Below are 14,250 nucleotides of genomic sequence, written 5' to 3' on the forward strand. Positions count from 1 at the left end.
GAGCGCCTCAGGCTGAGGCGCTCATTGCCTGGGGCTGGAGACTGTTCAGCTGGCGTCGTAGCACTCCGAGAAGGCGTCCTTGATCTGAGTGCTCTTGCCTAGCTGACTCTGACCGGAGGTGTGCAGGCTCAGCAGGGCCTGGTACTGGCTGCGGCTGAGCTTGCCCTGGCTGACGAATTCGCCGTCGGGCGAGAAACGGGCCACTTCACAGCGACAGACGTAGGTGGTGTTGCCCGAGGGATCACCGGCTGCAGCCGCAGAGGAGCCCGAAGGGGTGGAGTCCTGCTTCTCCTCGTAGCCCGCCTCAGGGCCCACGTAACCCTGCCCCTCCAGCACCACGAAATCGAACAGGCCGTCGTCAGCGCGGGTGAGGACGTAGGTGGTGCCCTTCACCCCCAGCACCTTGGTGCCGAGGCAGGCCTTCTGGGGGCCGCTCACCAGCACGGCTCCCTTGCTGAGGCGGAAGCAGGCATTGCCGAGGGTGATCACACTGGATCGACCCATGAAGCCCGTGGCGGTTTTGTCGAAGAGGAGCTCGGCGCGGCTCTTGCCAGTACGAACCTGCTGGCCGGCGCGGGCCACTTCATTGACCCGGGCAGCCTTGTTGTCGATGTAGACCTGATTGCCATCCACCAGTCTCTTGATGGTGGCCTGCTCGAAGGCTGCTGCACTGATCGGGGCGGCAGGTGCCATCAGCACGGCCTGCAACAGGCCAATCTGAAGGAAGCCGCCAAACGCTGCGACAAGGCGATGGTCCATGAAGCGTAGAAGTAAGCGATCAAATGCAGGCTAGCTCTGATTCTGCTCATAAAACTCCCTCGGTTGCATCGTGAACACCACCTGCCCCCCCTGGCCGCGGATCTCGAACTCGCCCACCCGCTCCAGGTCCCATTCGGGCTTGGCGTACTCGGCCACAACACGGCTGAGGATGATGTCACGTCCCGACTGCTTGGCCACACCCTCCAGGCGGCTGGCCATGTTGACCGTGTCACCGATCACGGTGTAATCCATGCGCGAGGCGCAGCCGATGTTGCCGCTGATCACAGGCCCTGCGCTCAGGATCATCACCTGCTCCCAGGGGTCCTTGCCCTGGTCGGCCCAGCGTTGGTTCAGGGCCTCCATCTGGTCCTGAAGCTCCAGAATCGCCTCCAGCGCCGACTGCACTTCCACCGCCATTCCCCTGTTCAGGGGCACCCCGAAGACGGCCAGCACCGCATCTCCCATGTACTTGTCGATGATCGCTCCCTTGCTCTGAAGGGTATCCACGACAACAGCGAAGTACTCATTGAGTTGTTGCACCAGTTGGCTGGCTTTGCCCTCCTGGCTCATCTGGGTGCTGCGCTGGGTGAAGCCGCGCACATCGCAGATGAACACCACCACCTCCGAGACCTTCCCCCCCAGTAGTTCATCGGCCTCCTCCGGCTGGCTGGCGATCTGGGCCGCCACCGCCGGTGAGAGGTAGCGCTCCAGCATCCGGCGCAGACGCAGGCGATTCCACTGCAGGCGCACCGTGGCATCGCCGGCACTGACCAGACCGGTGGCGAAGGTGAAGGCGGACAGTCCGAGCAGGCCGATGCCGGCCCCGGTGGTGCTCAGCAGGATCAGCCCCATGAGCACAATCCCCCCTGCCAGCAGTGTCAGGGCACCGAGCCGCAGCTGCGGCTTCTCAGTTCTGGTGCTGGCCAGCCCCAGAGCCAGCACCCACAGGCCTAGCAAAGGGGCCAGGTACCAGGCGAGAGGGGGGATGTAGAGGGCCCGGCCCTCCAGCCGGTTGGCGATCTCGGCAGCGTGAATCTCGACTCCAGGCATGCCCTCAGCACCCGCGAAGGCTGTCCGGTGGATGTCCTGGAGCACGCTGGCGGTGGGCCCGATCAGCACCACCTGATTGCGGAAGGCGCCCTGGTCGTTGAGGCGGGCGAAGCTGCCCGACTCCAGCACTTCCCAGATCGAGATCGTGGGAATCGTGCGGGGCGGGCCATAGGGGTCGACCAGGGGCCGCCAGTTGGCGAGGATCGGCGGTGGAGGGATCTCCGCCAGCCGGCCCTTGGCGATCAGCTGGCTAGAAAGTCCAGGTGGCACATCCAGCATCCCCGAGGTCCGCAGCTGCGCGGCATAGGTGCTGGGGCGCAGGCGGATGTAGCCATCGGGATCCTGCAGGCCATTGAGCAGCCCCGAACTGCTGGGCCCGGCAGCTTCGCTCAGGAAGGGCATGGCGGAGCTGAGGGTGAGGCCCCCCACCCGGCCGCGGCTCTCGAACACCTGGGCCCCGAGCACCACCCGGCCGGTGTGGCGGCGGAGGGCCGTGGCGAGGGCAGCGTCATCATCCGGGCCATGGCTGCTGGGGGCATCGAAGAGAAGGTCGAAACCCACCGCCCGGGCACCGGCGGAGAAGAGGCGGTCCAGCACCCGGTCGTAGATCGCCCGCGGCCAAGGCCAGTTCGTCAGGCGGCGCAGCTCCTTGTCCTGGCTGAGGTCGGCGTTCTGCCCCTGCACGAGGCTGTAGTCGTCGATGCCCACGATCACCACCCCGGAGGGGGGCTTGCGCGGACCACGCAGCTCCTGACTGCGGGAGGAGAGATCCAGCTGCCAGCGCTCGTAGAGATCGGGGAAGAGCCCAAAGCCGAGGGCACAGGCGCTGGCCCAGGCCACGAACACCCCGTAACGCCGCAGCCAGGTGACCGCTCTGGGTGTCATCGGCGCAGGGAGATCACAGGTGTTCCATCAAAGTGAGTTGATAGCTGGTGAGCGCGAGCTTGGTGCCGAGATCACGGGTGAGGGCCAGTAACAATTCAGTGACGACATCGGGCTCCCATTGGCGAAGGTTATCAAAATCGTGGCGCTCAAGCACCCAGCAGCTGCCGTCGAGATCCGCCGTCACATCCGCTGTGCGGGGCGTACCGGAGAGAAAGGCGATTTCCCCGAAGCACATTCCCGGCTCAAAGGTGGCCAGACGCGATTCATGGGTCTGCCCGTCACTGCCTGGCAGTTCGATGGTGATGGTGAAGCGCCCCTCCCGCACCAGAACAAGCTCATGCCCTGAATCGCCCTTTCTGATCACATGGTCCCCCTTGGCAAAGGTGCGGCATTGCATCAGATCGGCAAGGGTCTGGCGGTGGCTGGGTTGCAACAGGCCCAGGAAGCCCAGGGTCTGATCGATCTCCGAACTGAAAAGAGGATCGCGATCCTCTCCCTTGGTTGAATCCAGCAGCAGATCTTCGGCCCATTCCAGGGCCTGATCCAGTTGCTCGAACTGGGGCATCTCCTCCACCCCCCCGACCACACTGAGCGTGCGGGGAAGGTTGAGATGCCGGGCCCGGGCCATCAGCACAACCACTCCCCGACGCCGGAGGGCCGAGAGCTCATTGAGGAACAACCCCCTGGATTCGACCGGGAGTTCTGTGACATGGGCCACATCCAGCACCAGGATCCAGACATCGGACATGATCCCCATGAGCTCGGAGAGCAGCCTCTCGATCGCGGCGAAATCGAGTACTCCCTGGGTATGCACGATCCGGATCGCGTCACGCCGTTCCTGCAGCAACCTGGTCTGATTCGATGCCCGCCATCGCCGTGACTGGCGCTGGGAGCCTTTGTAGGACCGCCGAATCGTGCAACTGGTCTGGGGATACTGATTGAAGAGACTGAGACCAAGGCTGTCGGCGAGCTCGTTGCAGATCGCAATGCCGCGCACGCTGTTGCCCAGCTCATCGAGCGGCGGTGAATAGGTGGCGATGCCGAGCCGGCCTGGCACCACCGCCAGCACGCCCCCACCCACGCCGCTCTTGGCCGGCATGCCCACGTCCTAAAGCCACTGACCGGCAAAGTCGTAGGTGCCGCAAGTAGCCATCAGGGCCAGCATGCGCACGGTGATCTCGGGCGTGAGCGGCCGGGCGCCGGTGAAGGGATTGAGACCCTGACACGCCAGAGTGGCGGCCATCACCGCCAGATCGTGGCAGGTGACGGTGATTGAGCACTGTTTGAAATAGAGGTCGAGGGACTCTTCAGGATCATCCTCGATGATTTCGAAATTGCGCAGCAGGTGGCCGATGGCCCGATTGCGGTGGCCGGTGGCCCGTTCCGACTGAAACACCACCTGATCGATGCTGAGTCGACGCCCGGCCAGTTCGCTGAAGAAGTCGAGCATCAGGGCTTCCGCCTGATCCGGGTCGTGGTTCCAGATCTGCGCTGTGGTGGCGATCGCCCCCGCGTTGATCATCGGATTGCGGGGACGGCCCGACTTTTGGTCGAGACTGATGGCGTTGAAGGCATCTCCGGAAGGCTCCACTCCAACCTTGGTGGCCAGATATTCATCGGAGAACAACTTCAGGGTCAGGACATAGGCGAACGGTTTGGAGATTGACTGGATTGTGAATGGCCTGCGGGTATCCCCCACCTCATAGACACGACCATCCACAGTGGTCATGGAGATACCGAAATCCGAGGGATTGGCCTTGGCCAGCTCCGGGATGTAATCAGCAGGAGCGCCATCCTCAAGCCGTGAATAGCGCTGATGCAGATCCTCGAGCAGCCCCTGAATGATGTCTGAGGTGCTGCCGGGAGAATCAATCATCGACTCAGGCTCCAGCGGGGCGTGGAAAGCCGCATCGGGCTGATACCACTCCCCATCCAGGCGGCGAGTCTGTCGCAGTCGCTACTTGGGCAGCTGCCCTGGGCCGATCACGAGAGCTGGCTGATCAGGTCAACACGGGCCTGCTCCAGGGCCGGATCGAGGGCGGCGGCATCGCGCCCGCCCGCCTGGGCCAACTGGGGGCGACCGCCGCCGCCGCCGCCGCAGCGCTTCGCCACCGCACCGATGAAACTGCCGGCTTTCGGCCCGGCAGCGACAACCTCGGCGCCGAAGGCCGCCACCAGCACCAGCTTGGCTGGCTCCTCAGGGGCGGGCAGCCCCCCCAACACCACCGCAGCGGCCGAGCCCAGACCCTGCTGGAGCTGCTGGGCGGCCGTCTGCAGGGCGGCACCCTCCACCCCATCGAGCCGCGCCACCAGCACCCGGAACGCCCCCACCTGGCGGGCACCGGCAGCCAGGGCCGAAGCCCGCGCCAGGGCCAGCTCGGAGCGGGCCGCCGCCAGCGCCTTGGCGCTGGCCCTGAGCTCGTCCTGGAGGCTGCCCACCCGCTCGAGGATCTCGCCGGGCTGCACCTTGAAGCGATCCCCCAGGGCTCGCACCACGGTGTCGCGTTCCTTGAGATAATCGAGCACCGCAGGGCCGGCCACCGCCTCGATGCGCCGGATGCCAGCGGCCACTCCACTTTCGCTCACAATCCGGAACAGGCCGATCTCCGCCGTGTTGGCCACGTGGGTGCCGCCACAGAGCTCCATTGACACCCCCGGCACATCCACAACCCGCACCGTATCGGCGTATTTTTCGCCGAACATGGCCACAGCCCCGGCCGAGCGCGCCCGCTCCAGCTCCATCTCGTGCACCTCCAGAGCATGGGCATCGCCGATCCAGCCATTGATCAGTTCCTCGATCCGCTCCAGATCCTCGGGGCTGATGGCATGGGGGCAGTGAAAGTCGAAGCGCAGCCGCTCGAAATCCACCAGGGAGCCGGCCTGGGCAATCGAGGGATCCACTAGCTGTTTCAGGGCCGCCTGCAGCAGGTGGGTGGCGGTGTGGTGGGCCTGGACCCGGCGGCGGCAGGCGCGGTCCACCAGGGCGGTGAGCGTGTCGCCCAAGGCCAGCTCACCCCGCTCGATCCGGCCGTGGTGAACGATCAGCTTGCGCTGAAGGCTGACCGCCTCGATGCGCACGATCACGCCGGCTTCGGCCCCAGCCCTGGGGGCACCCCCCGCCAGCACACCGCGATCACCGATCTGGCCGCCGGATTCGCCGTAGAACGGCGTGGAGTCGAGCACGATCTGAACCGCATCCCCCGCCCGGGCGCCCTGGGCCGGCTCACCGTTCACCACCAAGGCCATCACCTGGCTGGGGTGCTCCAGGGCCTCATAACCGCGGAACTCAGTGGCCGGCAGCTGCTCGGCCATGGCCTCGATCGCCCCCTGCAGGGTGAGGTCCAGGCGCACGGCCGCCGACTTGGCCCGCTGGCGCTGGGCCTCCATCGCCCGCTCGAAACCGGCCAGGTCCACCGCCAGCCCGTGCTCCTCGGCGATCTCCTCGGTGAGCTCCAGCGGGAAGCCATAGGTGTCGTAGAGCTCAAAGGCCTGCTCACCGCTGATCTGGCTCGGGCCAGTGGAGAGAACATCCGCCAGCAACTTCTCGCCGCGCTCAAGGGTTTCCAGGAACCTGGCCTCCTCCCGGGCCAGCTCGGCCATGATCGCCTCGCGCCGCTCCACCAGCTGGGGATAGGCATCGACCATCAGGGCAATCGCTGCCTCCCCCATGGCCGTGAGGAAGGGGGTGGTGATGCCCAGCAGGCGGCCATGGCGTACCACCCGCCGCAGCAGGCGCCGCAGGATGTACCCCCGACCCAGATTCGAGGCGGTCACCCCATCGGCGATCAGCTGGGTGATGGCGCGGCTGTGGTCGCCGATCACCTTCAAGGAGGTCTGGCCGCGGCCATCCAGCTGGCTGTAGTTGACCCCCGCCAGGGTGGCGGCTGTTTCGATCAGGGGATAGATGAGGTCGGTTTCGTAGTTGTTCGGCACCCCCTGCAGGATCTGGGCCATGCGCTCAAGGCCCAGACCCGTGTCGATGTTCTGCTTCTCCAGCGGCGTGAGGTGGCCCTCGGCGTCGCGGTTGAACTGCATGAACACCAGGTTGTAGAACTCGATGAAGCGGCTGTCGTCCTCCAGATCGAGGGGGCCGTCGCCATCGCCCAGCTCGGGGCTGAAGTCGTAGTAGATCTCCGAGCAGGGGCCGCAGGGGCCGGTGGGGCCCGACACCCAGAAGTTGTCGGCCTCACCGAGGCGCACAATCCGCCGCGGGTCGACCCCCACCGTGTCGCGCCAGATTGCCGCCGCCTCGTCGTCGTCGCGGAAGACGCTCACCACCAGGTGCTTCGGATCCAGGCCGAAGACCGTGGTGGCGAGTTCCCAGGCCCAGGTCATCGCCTCGGTCTTGAAGTAATCGCCGAAGGAGAAGTTGCCGAGCATCTCGAAGAACGTGTGGTGCCGTGCCGTGCGGCCCACGTTCTCGATGTCGTTGGTGCGGATGCACTTCTGACTGCTGGTGGCCCGCGCTGCCGGCGGCTCCGCCTGACCCAGAAACACCGGCTTGAAGGGCAACATGCCGGCGATGGTGAGCAGCACCGTGGGGTCGTCGGGCACCAGGGAGGCGCTGGCCATGCGCCGGTGTCCCCGAGCTTCGTAGAAGGCCAGGAAGGCCTCTCGGATCTCGGCGCCGCTGTGGGGGCGGGAGCGCCGCTCGTAGCGGCTGGAGGTGGTGGCAGCCATGGCCGGACGCGGCAAATCAACCCTGGAGAGGGCATGATCGCCCAGCACAGGTCCCAACCGATTCCAGCTGTCCCCGTGCCCGCCCTGACGGCCCCAACCGATCACCGCGCCCAGCTGAGGCTGCAGTCGATCGTCTGGGCGCTGCTGGCGGGCGCCACCGCCCTGGCCCTGGCCCTGGTGCTGGGGCTGAGGCCGGCGCTGCGGGCGGGGGGTTGCGGCTTTTTTTATGGCCTGCTGGCCTTTCACCTGCAGCGGGTCGATCCCGACGACAGCCACCTGCAGGCGGGCCTGGTGGGGGCTGTCTGCGGCATCCGCAGCCTGGGCACCAGCCCCGAGCTGCCGGCGGCGGCGGAGCTTCTGAGCCAGGGGGGGCTGCGCCTGCTGCCGGGGCTGGCGCTGGAGCTGCTGCTGGTGTGGCTGCCGCTGTGGCTGCCGCTGGCGGGCAGTGCCCTGGTGCTCCAGGCCCTGCAGCGCTGGCTGCCCCCCCTGAGGCCCTAGCCACGGCCTGGGGCGCTCCATCCGGCAGAGTGCTGCTGGGAGTCGCTCCGCTCATGCGAGCCGAGGCGATGTCCGTGGTCAATGTTCGTGGTTGCTGCCGGTGTTCACGATGCGACGCCACCCCTGCTCTGAGTGGGCCCAGAGGCCATGAGCCTGCTGCACGCCACCTGGCTGTCGGCCGACACCGCCGCCGTGCCCTCCCTGGGGGGCGGCTACCGGCCGGGCCTGCTGCTCTGGGCCGACACCTGGCGGGTGGCCGAGCCCCAGGCGCCAGCCACGGAGGCGCCCCTGCACCCCCTCAGCCTCGACCAGGACGACCTGGGCGGCTGGCTGGAGGAGGCCGACCTCTGGACCGAGGATTTCCGCCCGGCCAGCGCCACCCTCTGCCTGCCCAGCCGCCGCCAGGGGGCCAGGGGCAAGAAGAAAATTGACAGCGGCAGCTGGAGCGGCCTGCCCCTGCAGGCGGGCGAGCCGATCCCGAAATCGGTGGAGTGGTGGCCCTGGCGTGTGGAGGGCTGGTGGCTGGAGCCCGGCGCCGCCACCCTCTGGCTGGGGCGTCTGCCCCTCTCCGGCGACCATCCCGACCTGGCCGATGACCTGCGCTGGTGGAGTCATCTGCAGCGCTGGTCACTGAGCCTGCTGGCCCGCGGCCGGGTGCTGCCCCAGGTGGAGGGGGGCCGCGCCCGCTGGCTGCCGCTGATCAACCGCGAAGACGACCGGCGTCGCCTGGAGGATCTGGCCTCGCGTCTGCCCCAGGTGGCGGTGGCGGCCCTGGAGCCGGGCCAGGGGGAGGCGGGCGTGGCGATGGCCTGCTGGCGGCCGGGATCCGGGAGGCGGCGACTGGCTTCGATCCTCACGCACCTGGTGGATGCCCGCATGCGGGCGGGCTTCGCCCCCAGCGAGGGGGGGCTGGATCCACTGCTGACGGCCTGGCAGCGGGCCCTCGGTCCCGGCGATGGGCGCCTCGATCTCAACGACGACGACTGCGAGCGCCTGCAGGTGGCCACCCACCACTGGCGCGAGGCGGTGGCCGGCCGAGTGGAACCGGCAAGGGCCTGCCTCGAGCTCGACACCCCCGGCGAAGGGGAAGACCTCTGGCCCCTGCGCTTCAGCCTCCAGGCCGAGGCCGACCCCAGCCTGCTGCTGCCCGCCGCCGGGGTTTGGGCCGCAGGGGCCGGCTGCCTGCAGCTGGGTGACACCGAACTGCAGCAACCCGGTGAACTGCTGCTGGAGGGCCTCGGGCGGGCCCTACAGGTGTTCGAGCCGATCGAGCGGGGTCTGGACACCGCCACCCCGGAGCGGATGGAGCTCACCCCGGCGGAGGCCTTCGTGCTGGTGCGCATCGCCGCCCTGAAGCTGCGCGATGTGGGCGTGGGCGTGGTGCTGCCCCCCAGCCTCAGCGGCGGCCTGGCCAGCCGGCTGGGCCTGTCGATCCAAGCCGACCTGCCCGAGCGCTCCCGGGGCTTCAGCCTCGGTGAAAGCCTGCAGTCGGAGTGGGAGCTGATGATCGGCGGCGTCACGCTCACCCTGCGGGACCTGGAGCGGCTGGCTGGCAAGCGCAGCCCGCTGGTGCAGCACAAGGGGGCCTGGATCGAGCTGCGTCCGGGTGATCTGCGCAATGCCGAGAAGTTCTGCGCCCTCGATCCTGTGCTCAGCCTCGATGACGCCCTGCGTCTGACCGGCAACGAGGGGGAGACACTGCAGCGGCTGCCGGTGCACCGCTTCACGGCCGGCCCGAGGCTGAAGGCGGTACTGGAGCAATATCACCAACAGAAGGCCCCCGATCCGCTGCCTGCCCCCGAGGGGTTCGCCGGCCAGCTGCGGCCCTACCAGGAGCGCGGCCTGGGCTGGCTGGCCTTCTTGCATCGCTTCGATCAGGGGGCCTGCCTGGCCGATGACATGGGCCTGGGCAAGACGATCCAGCTGCTGGCCTTCCTGCAGCACCTCAAGGCGGAGCAGGAACTGAAGCGGCCCGTGCTGCTGGTGGCCCCCACCTCGGTGCTCACCAACTGGCTGCGGGAAGCGAAGGCCTTCACGCCGGAACTGAGCGTGGTGGAGCACTACGGCCCCCGCCGGCCCTCCACCCCCGCCGCCCTCGCCAAGAAACTGGAGGGGGTGGATCTGGTGCTCACCAGCTACGGCCTGCTGCAGCGCGACAGCGAGCTACTGGCCAGCCTCGACTGGCAGGGGGTGGTGATCGACGAGGCCCAGGCGATCAAGAACTCCTCGGCGCGCCAGTCACAGGCAGCCAGGGATCTGGCACGCCCGCTCAAGCAGAGCCGCTTCCGCATCGCCCTCACCGGCACCCCGGTGGAGAACCGGGTGAGCGAGCTCTGGGCCCTGATGGACTTCCTCAACCCCAAGGTGCTGGGGGAGGAGGAGTTCTTCCGTCAGCGCTACCGCCTGCCGATCGAGCGCTACGGCGACATGGCCTCGGTGCGCGACCTCAAGGCCCGGGTGGGTCCGTTCCTGCTGCGGCGCCTCAAGACCGACCGCTCGATCATCTCCGACCTGCCCGAGAAGGTGGAACTGAAGGAATGGGTGGGGCTCTCAGCGGAGCAGGTGAAGTTGTATCGCCGCACGGTGGATGAAACCCTCGATGCCATCGCCCGGGCCCCCCTGGGCCAGAAGCACGGCCAGGTGCTGGGGCTGCTCACCAAGCTCAAGCAGGTCTGCAACCACCCGGCCCTGATGCTCAAGGAAGGAGAGGTGGGGGCCGGCTTCAGCGCCCGCTCGGCCAAGTTGCAGCGGCTGGAGGAAATCGTGGAAGAGGTGATCGCGGCGGGCGACCGGGCCCTGCTGTTCACCCAGTTCGCCGAATGGGGCCATCTGTTGCAGGCCCACCTGCAGCAGCGCTTCCACCAGGAGGTGCCCTTCCTTTACGGCAGCACCAGCAAGGGGGAGCGACAGGCGATGGTGGATCGCTTCCAGGACGACCCCCGCGGGCCGCAGCTTTTCCTGCTCTCGCTCAAGGCGGGCGGTGTGGGGCTCAATCTCACCCGCGCCAGCCACGTGTTCCACATCGACCGCTGGTGGAATCCGGCTGTGGAGAACCAGGCCACCGACCGGGCCTACCGCATCGGCCAGACCAACCGGGTGATGGTGCACAAGTTCATCACCAGCGGCTCGGTGGAGGAGAAGATCGACCGCATGATCCGCGAGAAGGCCCGCCTGGCGGAAGACATCGTGGGCAGCGGCGAGGAGTGGCTCGGGGGCCTCGATCCCGGCCAGCTGCGCGACCTGGTGGCCCTTGAGGAGTGAACCGGGGATGAGCGCTGCCATTGCCCTGCTGGCCAGCGCCGTGGTGCGCTCGCCCACCAACCGGCCCGATCTGCTCTGCCTGCGGGCCCACGCCATTCACCATCAGCGCCGATCCGCCCCAGAACCTGGTGTTCGAACAGCAGCAGGGCGTGGGCTTTGTGCTGCACACCGGGGATGTGATGCATCTGCTGGACTCCCGTGAGCAGGACCCGCGCAACTTCATCCGGCCCTACCGGAAGTGGCTGATGGGTGGGGAGAACTGGCGGCGGCTACAGCTTGCGAGGCCAGCGGCCCCAGGGGGGAACACTGCTGGAAGCCCCCCAGGGCAGGAGCGGACAGTGGCCCACTCCGAGCTGCTCGTGGGACGCACGGACCGAAAAGGTGTCGGGGCACTGGCGCAAGGAGCAGCTGGCACCGATCAACCTGTAGAGATAAGCCAGCCGCAGCCAGCCCCGGTGTCCCTCGCCATCGCCCTGCTCACGGTGTCGGATCGCCGCAGCGCCGATCCCTCCAGCGCTGACCCCTCCGGCGATGCCCTGCAGCAACGGCTGGAGGCCGCGGGCCACCGCCTCCAGCAGCGCCAGCTGGTGCCCGACAACTGCTACGCCATCCGTGCGGCATTGAGCAGCTGGATTGCCGATCCGGCCGTGCAGGTGGTGATCAGCAGCGGCGGCACGGGCCTCACCGGCCGTGATGGCACGCCGGAGGCGGTGACTCCCCTGCTGGACAAAACCATCGAGGGTTTCGGGGAGCTGTTCCGGGTGCTCTCCTTCGACACCATCGGCACCAGCAGCCTGCAGAGCCGCTGCCTGGCGGGGGTGGCCAACGGCACGATCGTCTTCGTGCTGCCAGGTTCGCTCAATGCGGTGGAAACCGCCTGGGACAGGCTGATCAGCGCTCAGCTCGATGGCACCACCCAGCCCTGCAACCTGGTGCAGCTGTTGCCACGGCTGAGGGAAGATTCCCGCCAACCGGCGACGGACCCGGGATGAAACGGTGAGCTCTGAACCACGCCCGTCATGGGCAACAGCTGGAATGACTTGACGACCGGATGCAGCGACGGGAATGGCAAAGCAGGTGGTGGGACAAACCGTGGGACGGGTGGAGGCAATCTGGCGGTACCCGGTCAAGTCGATGCTGGGAGAAAGCCTCAAAGCCGCCTCCATCGGCAGCGCTGGCCTGCTCGGCGACCGGGCCTATGCCCTCTGGGACCACGCCACCGGCCGGGTGGCCAGCGCCAAGAACCCCAGGCTCTGGAAAAATCTGCTCGGCTTTGCGGCCCAGTGCCTGGAGCCGCCTCAGGAGTGCGGTGGAGCCACAGCTGTGGCGATCAGTGCACCTGGCGGAGCCCAAGGCGCCCCAGACGAGGCCAGGGTGATCAGCAGCGATCCCGCCGTGGACAGCTGGCTCTCGCAGCGGCTGGGCCGGCAGGTGAGTTTGCTGAATCAGGCTCCCAAGGGTGCCAGCCTGGATCAGTACTGGCCGGAGGTGCAGGAGCGGGAGTTTCAGGATGTGGTCAATGAACTGGTGCTGCCGGTGGGCACGTTCTTCGATTCCTGCCCGATCCATGCCATCAGCACCACCAGCCTGGAGCGGCTAAGGCAACTGGAGCCTCAGCTGGACTTTGCCGTGGAGCGCTTTCGCCCAAACCTGCTGATCCGCCCGGAAGTTGGCAGCAGCGGGTTTGTCGAAGAATCCTGGATTGGCCACAGCCTGGGCCTGGGGGATGACCTGCGTCTGCAGGTCAACGACGGCTGTCCCCGTTGCGTGGTGACCACGCTGGGCCAGGGGGAACTGCCGGAAACCCTGGAGATCCTGCGGGCCACCGCCAGGCACAACAACGTGGTGGCCGGGATCCGACTGAGCGTGACCAATCCCGGCCAAGTCCGCGTAGGAGATCTGGTGACCCTGCTGGACTGAACCCAAAGGCGACGGATCTGACTAGAGACTAGGAAAGAGGCCCTCAGCTTTCGCTCAGCCAGTAGAACTGGCCACCCTGCAGAGTGGTGCAAGCGTCATGCTGAGCAGGCTTGATTCCGCTCTAGAGATCTATGTAATTAGCCTGCGGGTTGATGCCATAGCGGCTGTAACTTTCCAGCTCGAGCTGCTGGGGGTGGTCGGCGAAGTTGGCAATCACGAACACTTTCTCCGAGCTCCTGAGATGGCTGTAGCGGAGGCAGCAGGGAAGGTGCTGGCTGTCGGAATGGATCAGCTCGCGGTTGTTGAAATCAGTAAAGGCGGATGTCTCCTTGCGGACGGAGATCATTCGCTTCATCGCAGTGAAGATCGTACAGTCCACCGTGCCACGCTGATGCCGCAGGGCGGCCTTCTCCCAGTCAATCTTTGGGCGGTGCACCCAGCGACTGACGTTGGACTTACTGGAATCGCTGATGTAACTGTAGTCGTTGAGCTGGCCCAACGCGTCACCATTCTAGATCAGTGGGATTCCACCGAAGGAAAGGATGATGCCATTGAGCAGCAGAATTTTGCCAATGGCCATGTTGATCAGCCCTTGATCACCCTTTCCCAAGGCCGATTCAGACCCAGCTAGGGAGGCCAGGGACCCACAGATTCTCGCGTCAACGGTGGAGTCGTTACGCATGAACTTAAGCCCCCTGGCAGTGTCGGCGAACTTACTGCTGAAATAATCAATCAGAAACTTGCGGTGGGAATGGGGCTCATGACCTGCAGCAGCAATATCCTTGTCATCAAAGCAAAAGCCGATGTCGTCATGGCAGCGAATGTAGGTTAGCCAGGGGGCTCAATCCAACTTTGTAGGCAGACTTTTGATCCCTTCTCGCGACAGCTTGGTGTTCCGTGTGGCGATGCCATCCCAGAGGAGTGCCAGCAACGTGGCGTTGTAGGCAATCTCACACTCCTTCGCCACGATGGCATCCTCGCCAAAGTGTTTCGCCACTTCGCCTGGCGCCACAATGGCCTCAGCAATGAAAACCACACCAGGGGCCGTGACCTGACAACCTGACTGACCGACACATCTCAGGTAAGACCGTCGACTGAGACAGCACCGCACAGAGCATCGAGGAGCGGCGGCAGCTCAATTCGTGTGAACCAGGGCTGCTTCTGGCGGCGCTGCACGCCAAAGCTGGGGATGCAGGG

Annotated in this window: 10 protein-coding genes and 1 pseudogene; 4 read left to right on the top strand and 7 right to left on the bottom strand. The window is 66.5% G+C overall.

Translation table 11 applies throughout. From position 1 onward, the window contains the following. Positions 1-45 precede the first annotated feature (45 nt). The 5 genes and pseudogenes from KBY67_RS05940 to alaS form a co-directional block, all read right to left on the bottom strand. Positions 46-759 carry a hypothetical protein gene (locus KBY67_RS05940; RefSeq protein WP_255109764.1) on the bottom strand — a complete coding sequence of 238 codons (714 nt, stop codon included), beginning with the start codon at positions 757-759 and terminating at the stop codon, positions 46-48. Positions 760-789: 30 nt separating this feature from the next. Beyond that, the gene (locus KBY67_RS05945; protein WP_255109767.1) at positions 790-2,694 is read right to left on the bottom strand and encodes a CHASE2 domain-containing protein; all 1,905 of its coding nucleotides are present in this window, start codon (positions 2,692-2,694) and stop codon (positions 790-792) included. A 13-nt stretch (positions 2,695-2,707) separates the two neighbouring features. Further along, entirely contained in the window at positions 2,708-3,451 is a 744-nt protein-coding gene (locus KBY67_RS14760; protein WP_315855557.1) for a cyclic nucleotide-binding domain-containing protein, read from the bottom strand. 195 nt (positions 3,452-3,646) lie between these two features. Then, positions 3,647-4,570: pseudogene (gene glsA, locus KBY67_RS05955) on the bottom strand (glutaminase A); the annotation flags it as partial. 107 nt (positions 4,571-4,677) lie between these two features. Continuing rightward, a complete protein-coding gene (gene alaS / locus KBY67_RS05960; RefSeq protein ID WP_255109770.1) occupies positions 4,678-7,374 on the bottom strand; it encodes an alanine--tRNA ligase in 2,697 nt (898 codons plus the stop codon). Positions 7,375-7,407: 33 nt separating this feature from the next. Here alaS and KBY67_RS05965 point away from each other — a divergent pair, with 33 nt between their 5' ends. The 4 genes from KBY67_RS05965 to KBY67_RS05980 all read left to right on the top strand — a co-directional run bounded on the left by KBY67_RS05965 (position 7,408) and on the right by KBY67_RS05980 (position 13,053). After that, positions 7,408-7,872, top strand: a complete 465-nt coding sequence (locus tag KBY67_RS05965) for a hypothetical protein (protein WP_255109773.1) — start codon at positions 7,408-7,410, stop codon at positions 7,870-7,872. Between the two features lie 147 nt (positions 7,873-8,019). After that, positions 8,020-11,133, top strand: a complete 3,114-nt coding sequence (locus KBY67_RS05970; RefSeq protein ID WP_255109775.1) for a DEAD/DEAH box helicase — start codon at positions 8,020-8,022, stop codon at positions 11,131-11,133. A gap of 455 nt (positions 11,134-11,588) precedes the next feature. Further along, complete coding sequence (moaB, locus tag KBY67_RS05975; RefSeq protein ID WP_255109778.1) at positions 11,589-12,125, top strand: molybdenum cofactor biosynthesis protein B; 537 nt, start codon at positions 11,589-11,591, stop codon at positions 12,123-12,125. Positions 12,126-12,198: 73 nt separating this feature from the next. Further along, entirely contained in the window at positions 12,199-13,053 is an 855-nt protein-coding gene (locus KBY67_RS05980) for an MOSC domain-containing protein (protein ID WP_255109780.1), read from the top strand. 121 nt (positions 13,054-13,174) lie between these two features. Here KBY67_RS05980 and KBY67_RS05985 read toward each other — a convergent pair whose 3' ends face one another. Continuing rightward, entirely contained in the window at positions 13,175-13,552 is a 378-nt protein-coding gene (locus KBY67_RS05985; protein ID WP_255109782.1) for a hypothetical protein, read from the bottom strand. Positions 13,553-13,894: 342 nt separating this feature from the next. Further along, positions 13,895-14,089, bottom strand: coding sequence for a hypothetical protein (locus tag KBY67_RS05990; RefSeq protein WP_255109784.1), 195 nt, complete (start codon positions 14,087-14,089; stop codon positions 13,895-13,897). Between the last annotated feature and the right edge of the window lie 161 nt (positions 14,090-14,250).

Source organism: Synechococcus sp. RedBA-s (assembly GCF_024345495.1).
Classification (GTDB): domain Bacteria; phylum Cyanobacteriota; class Cyanobacteriia; order PCC-6307; family Cyanobiaceae; genus Regnicoccus_A.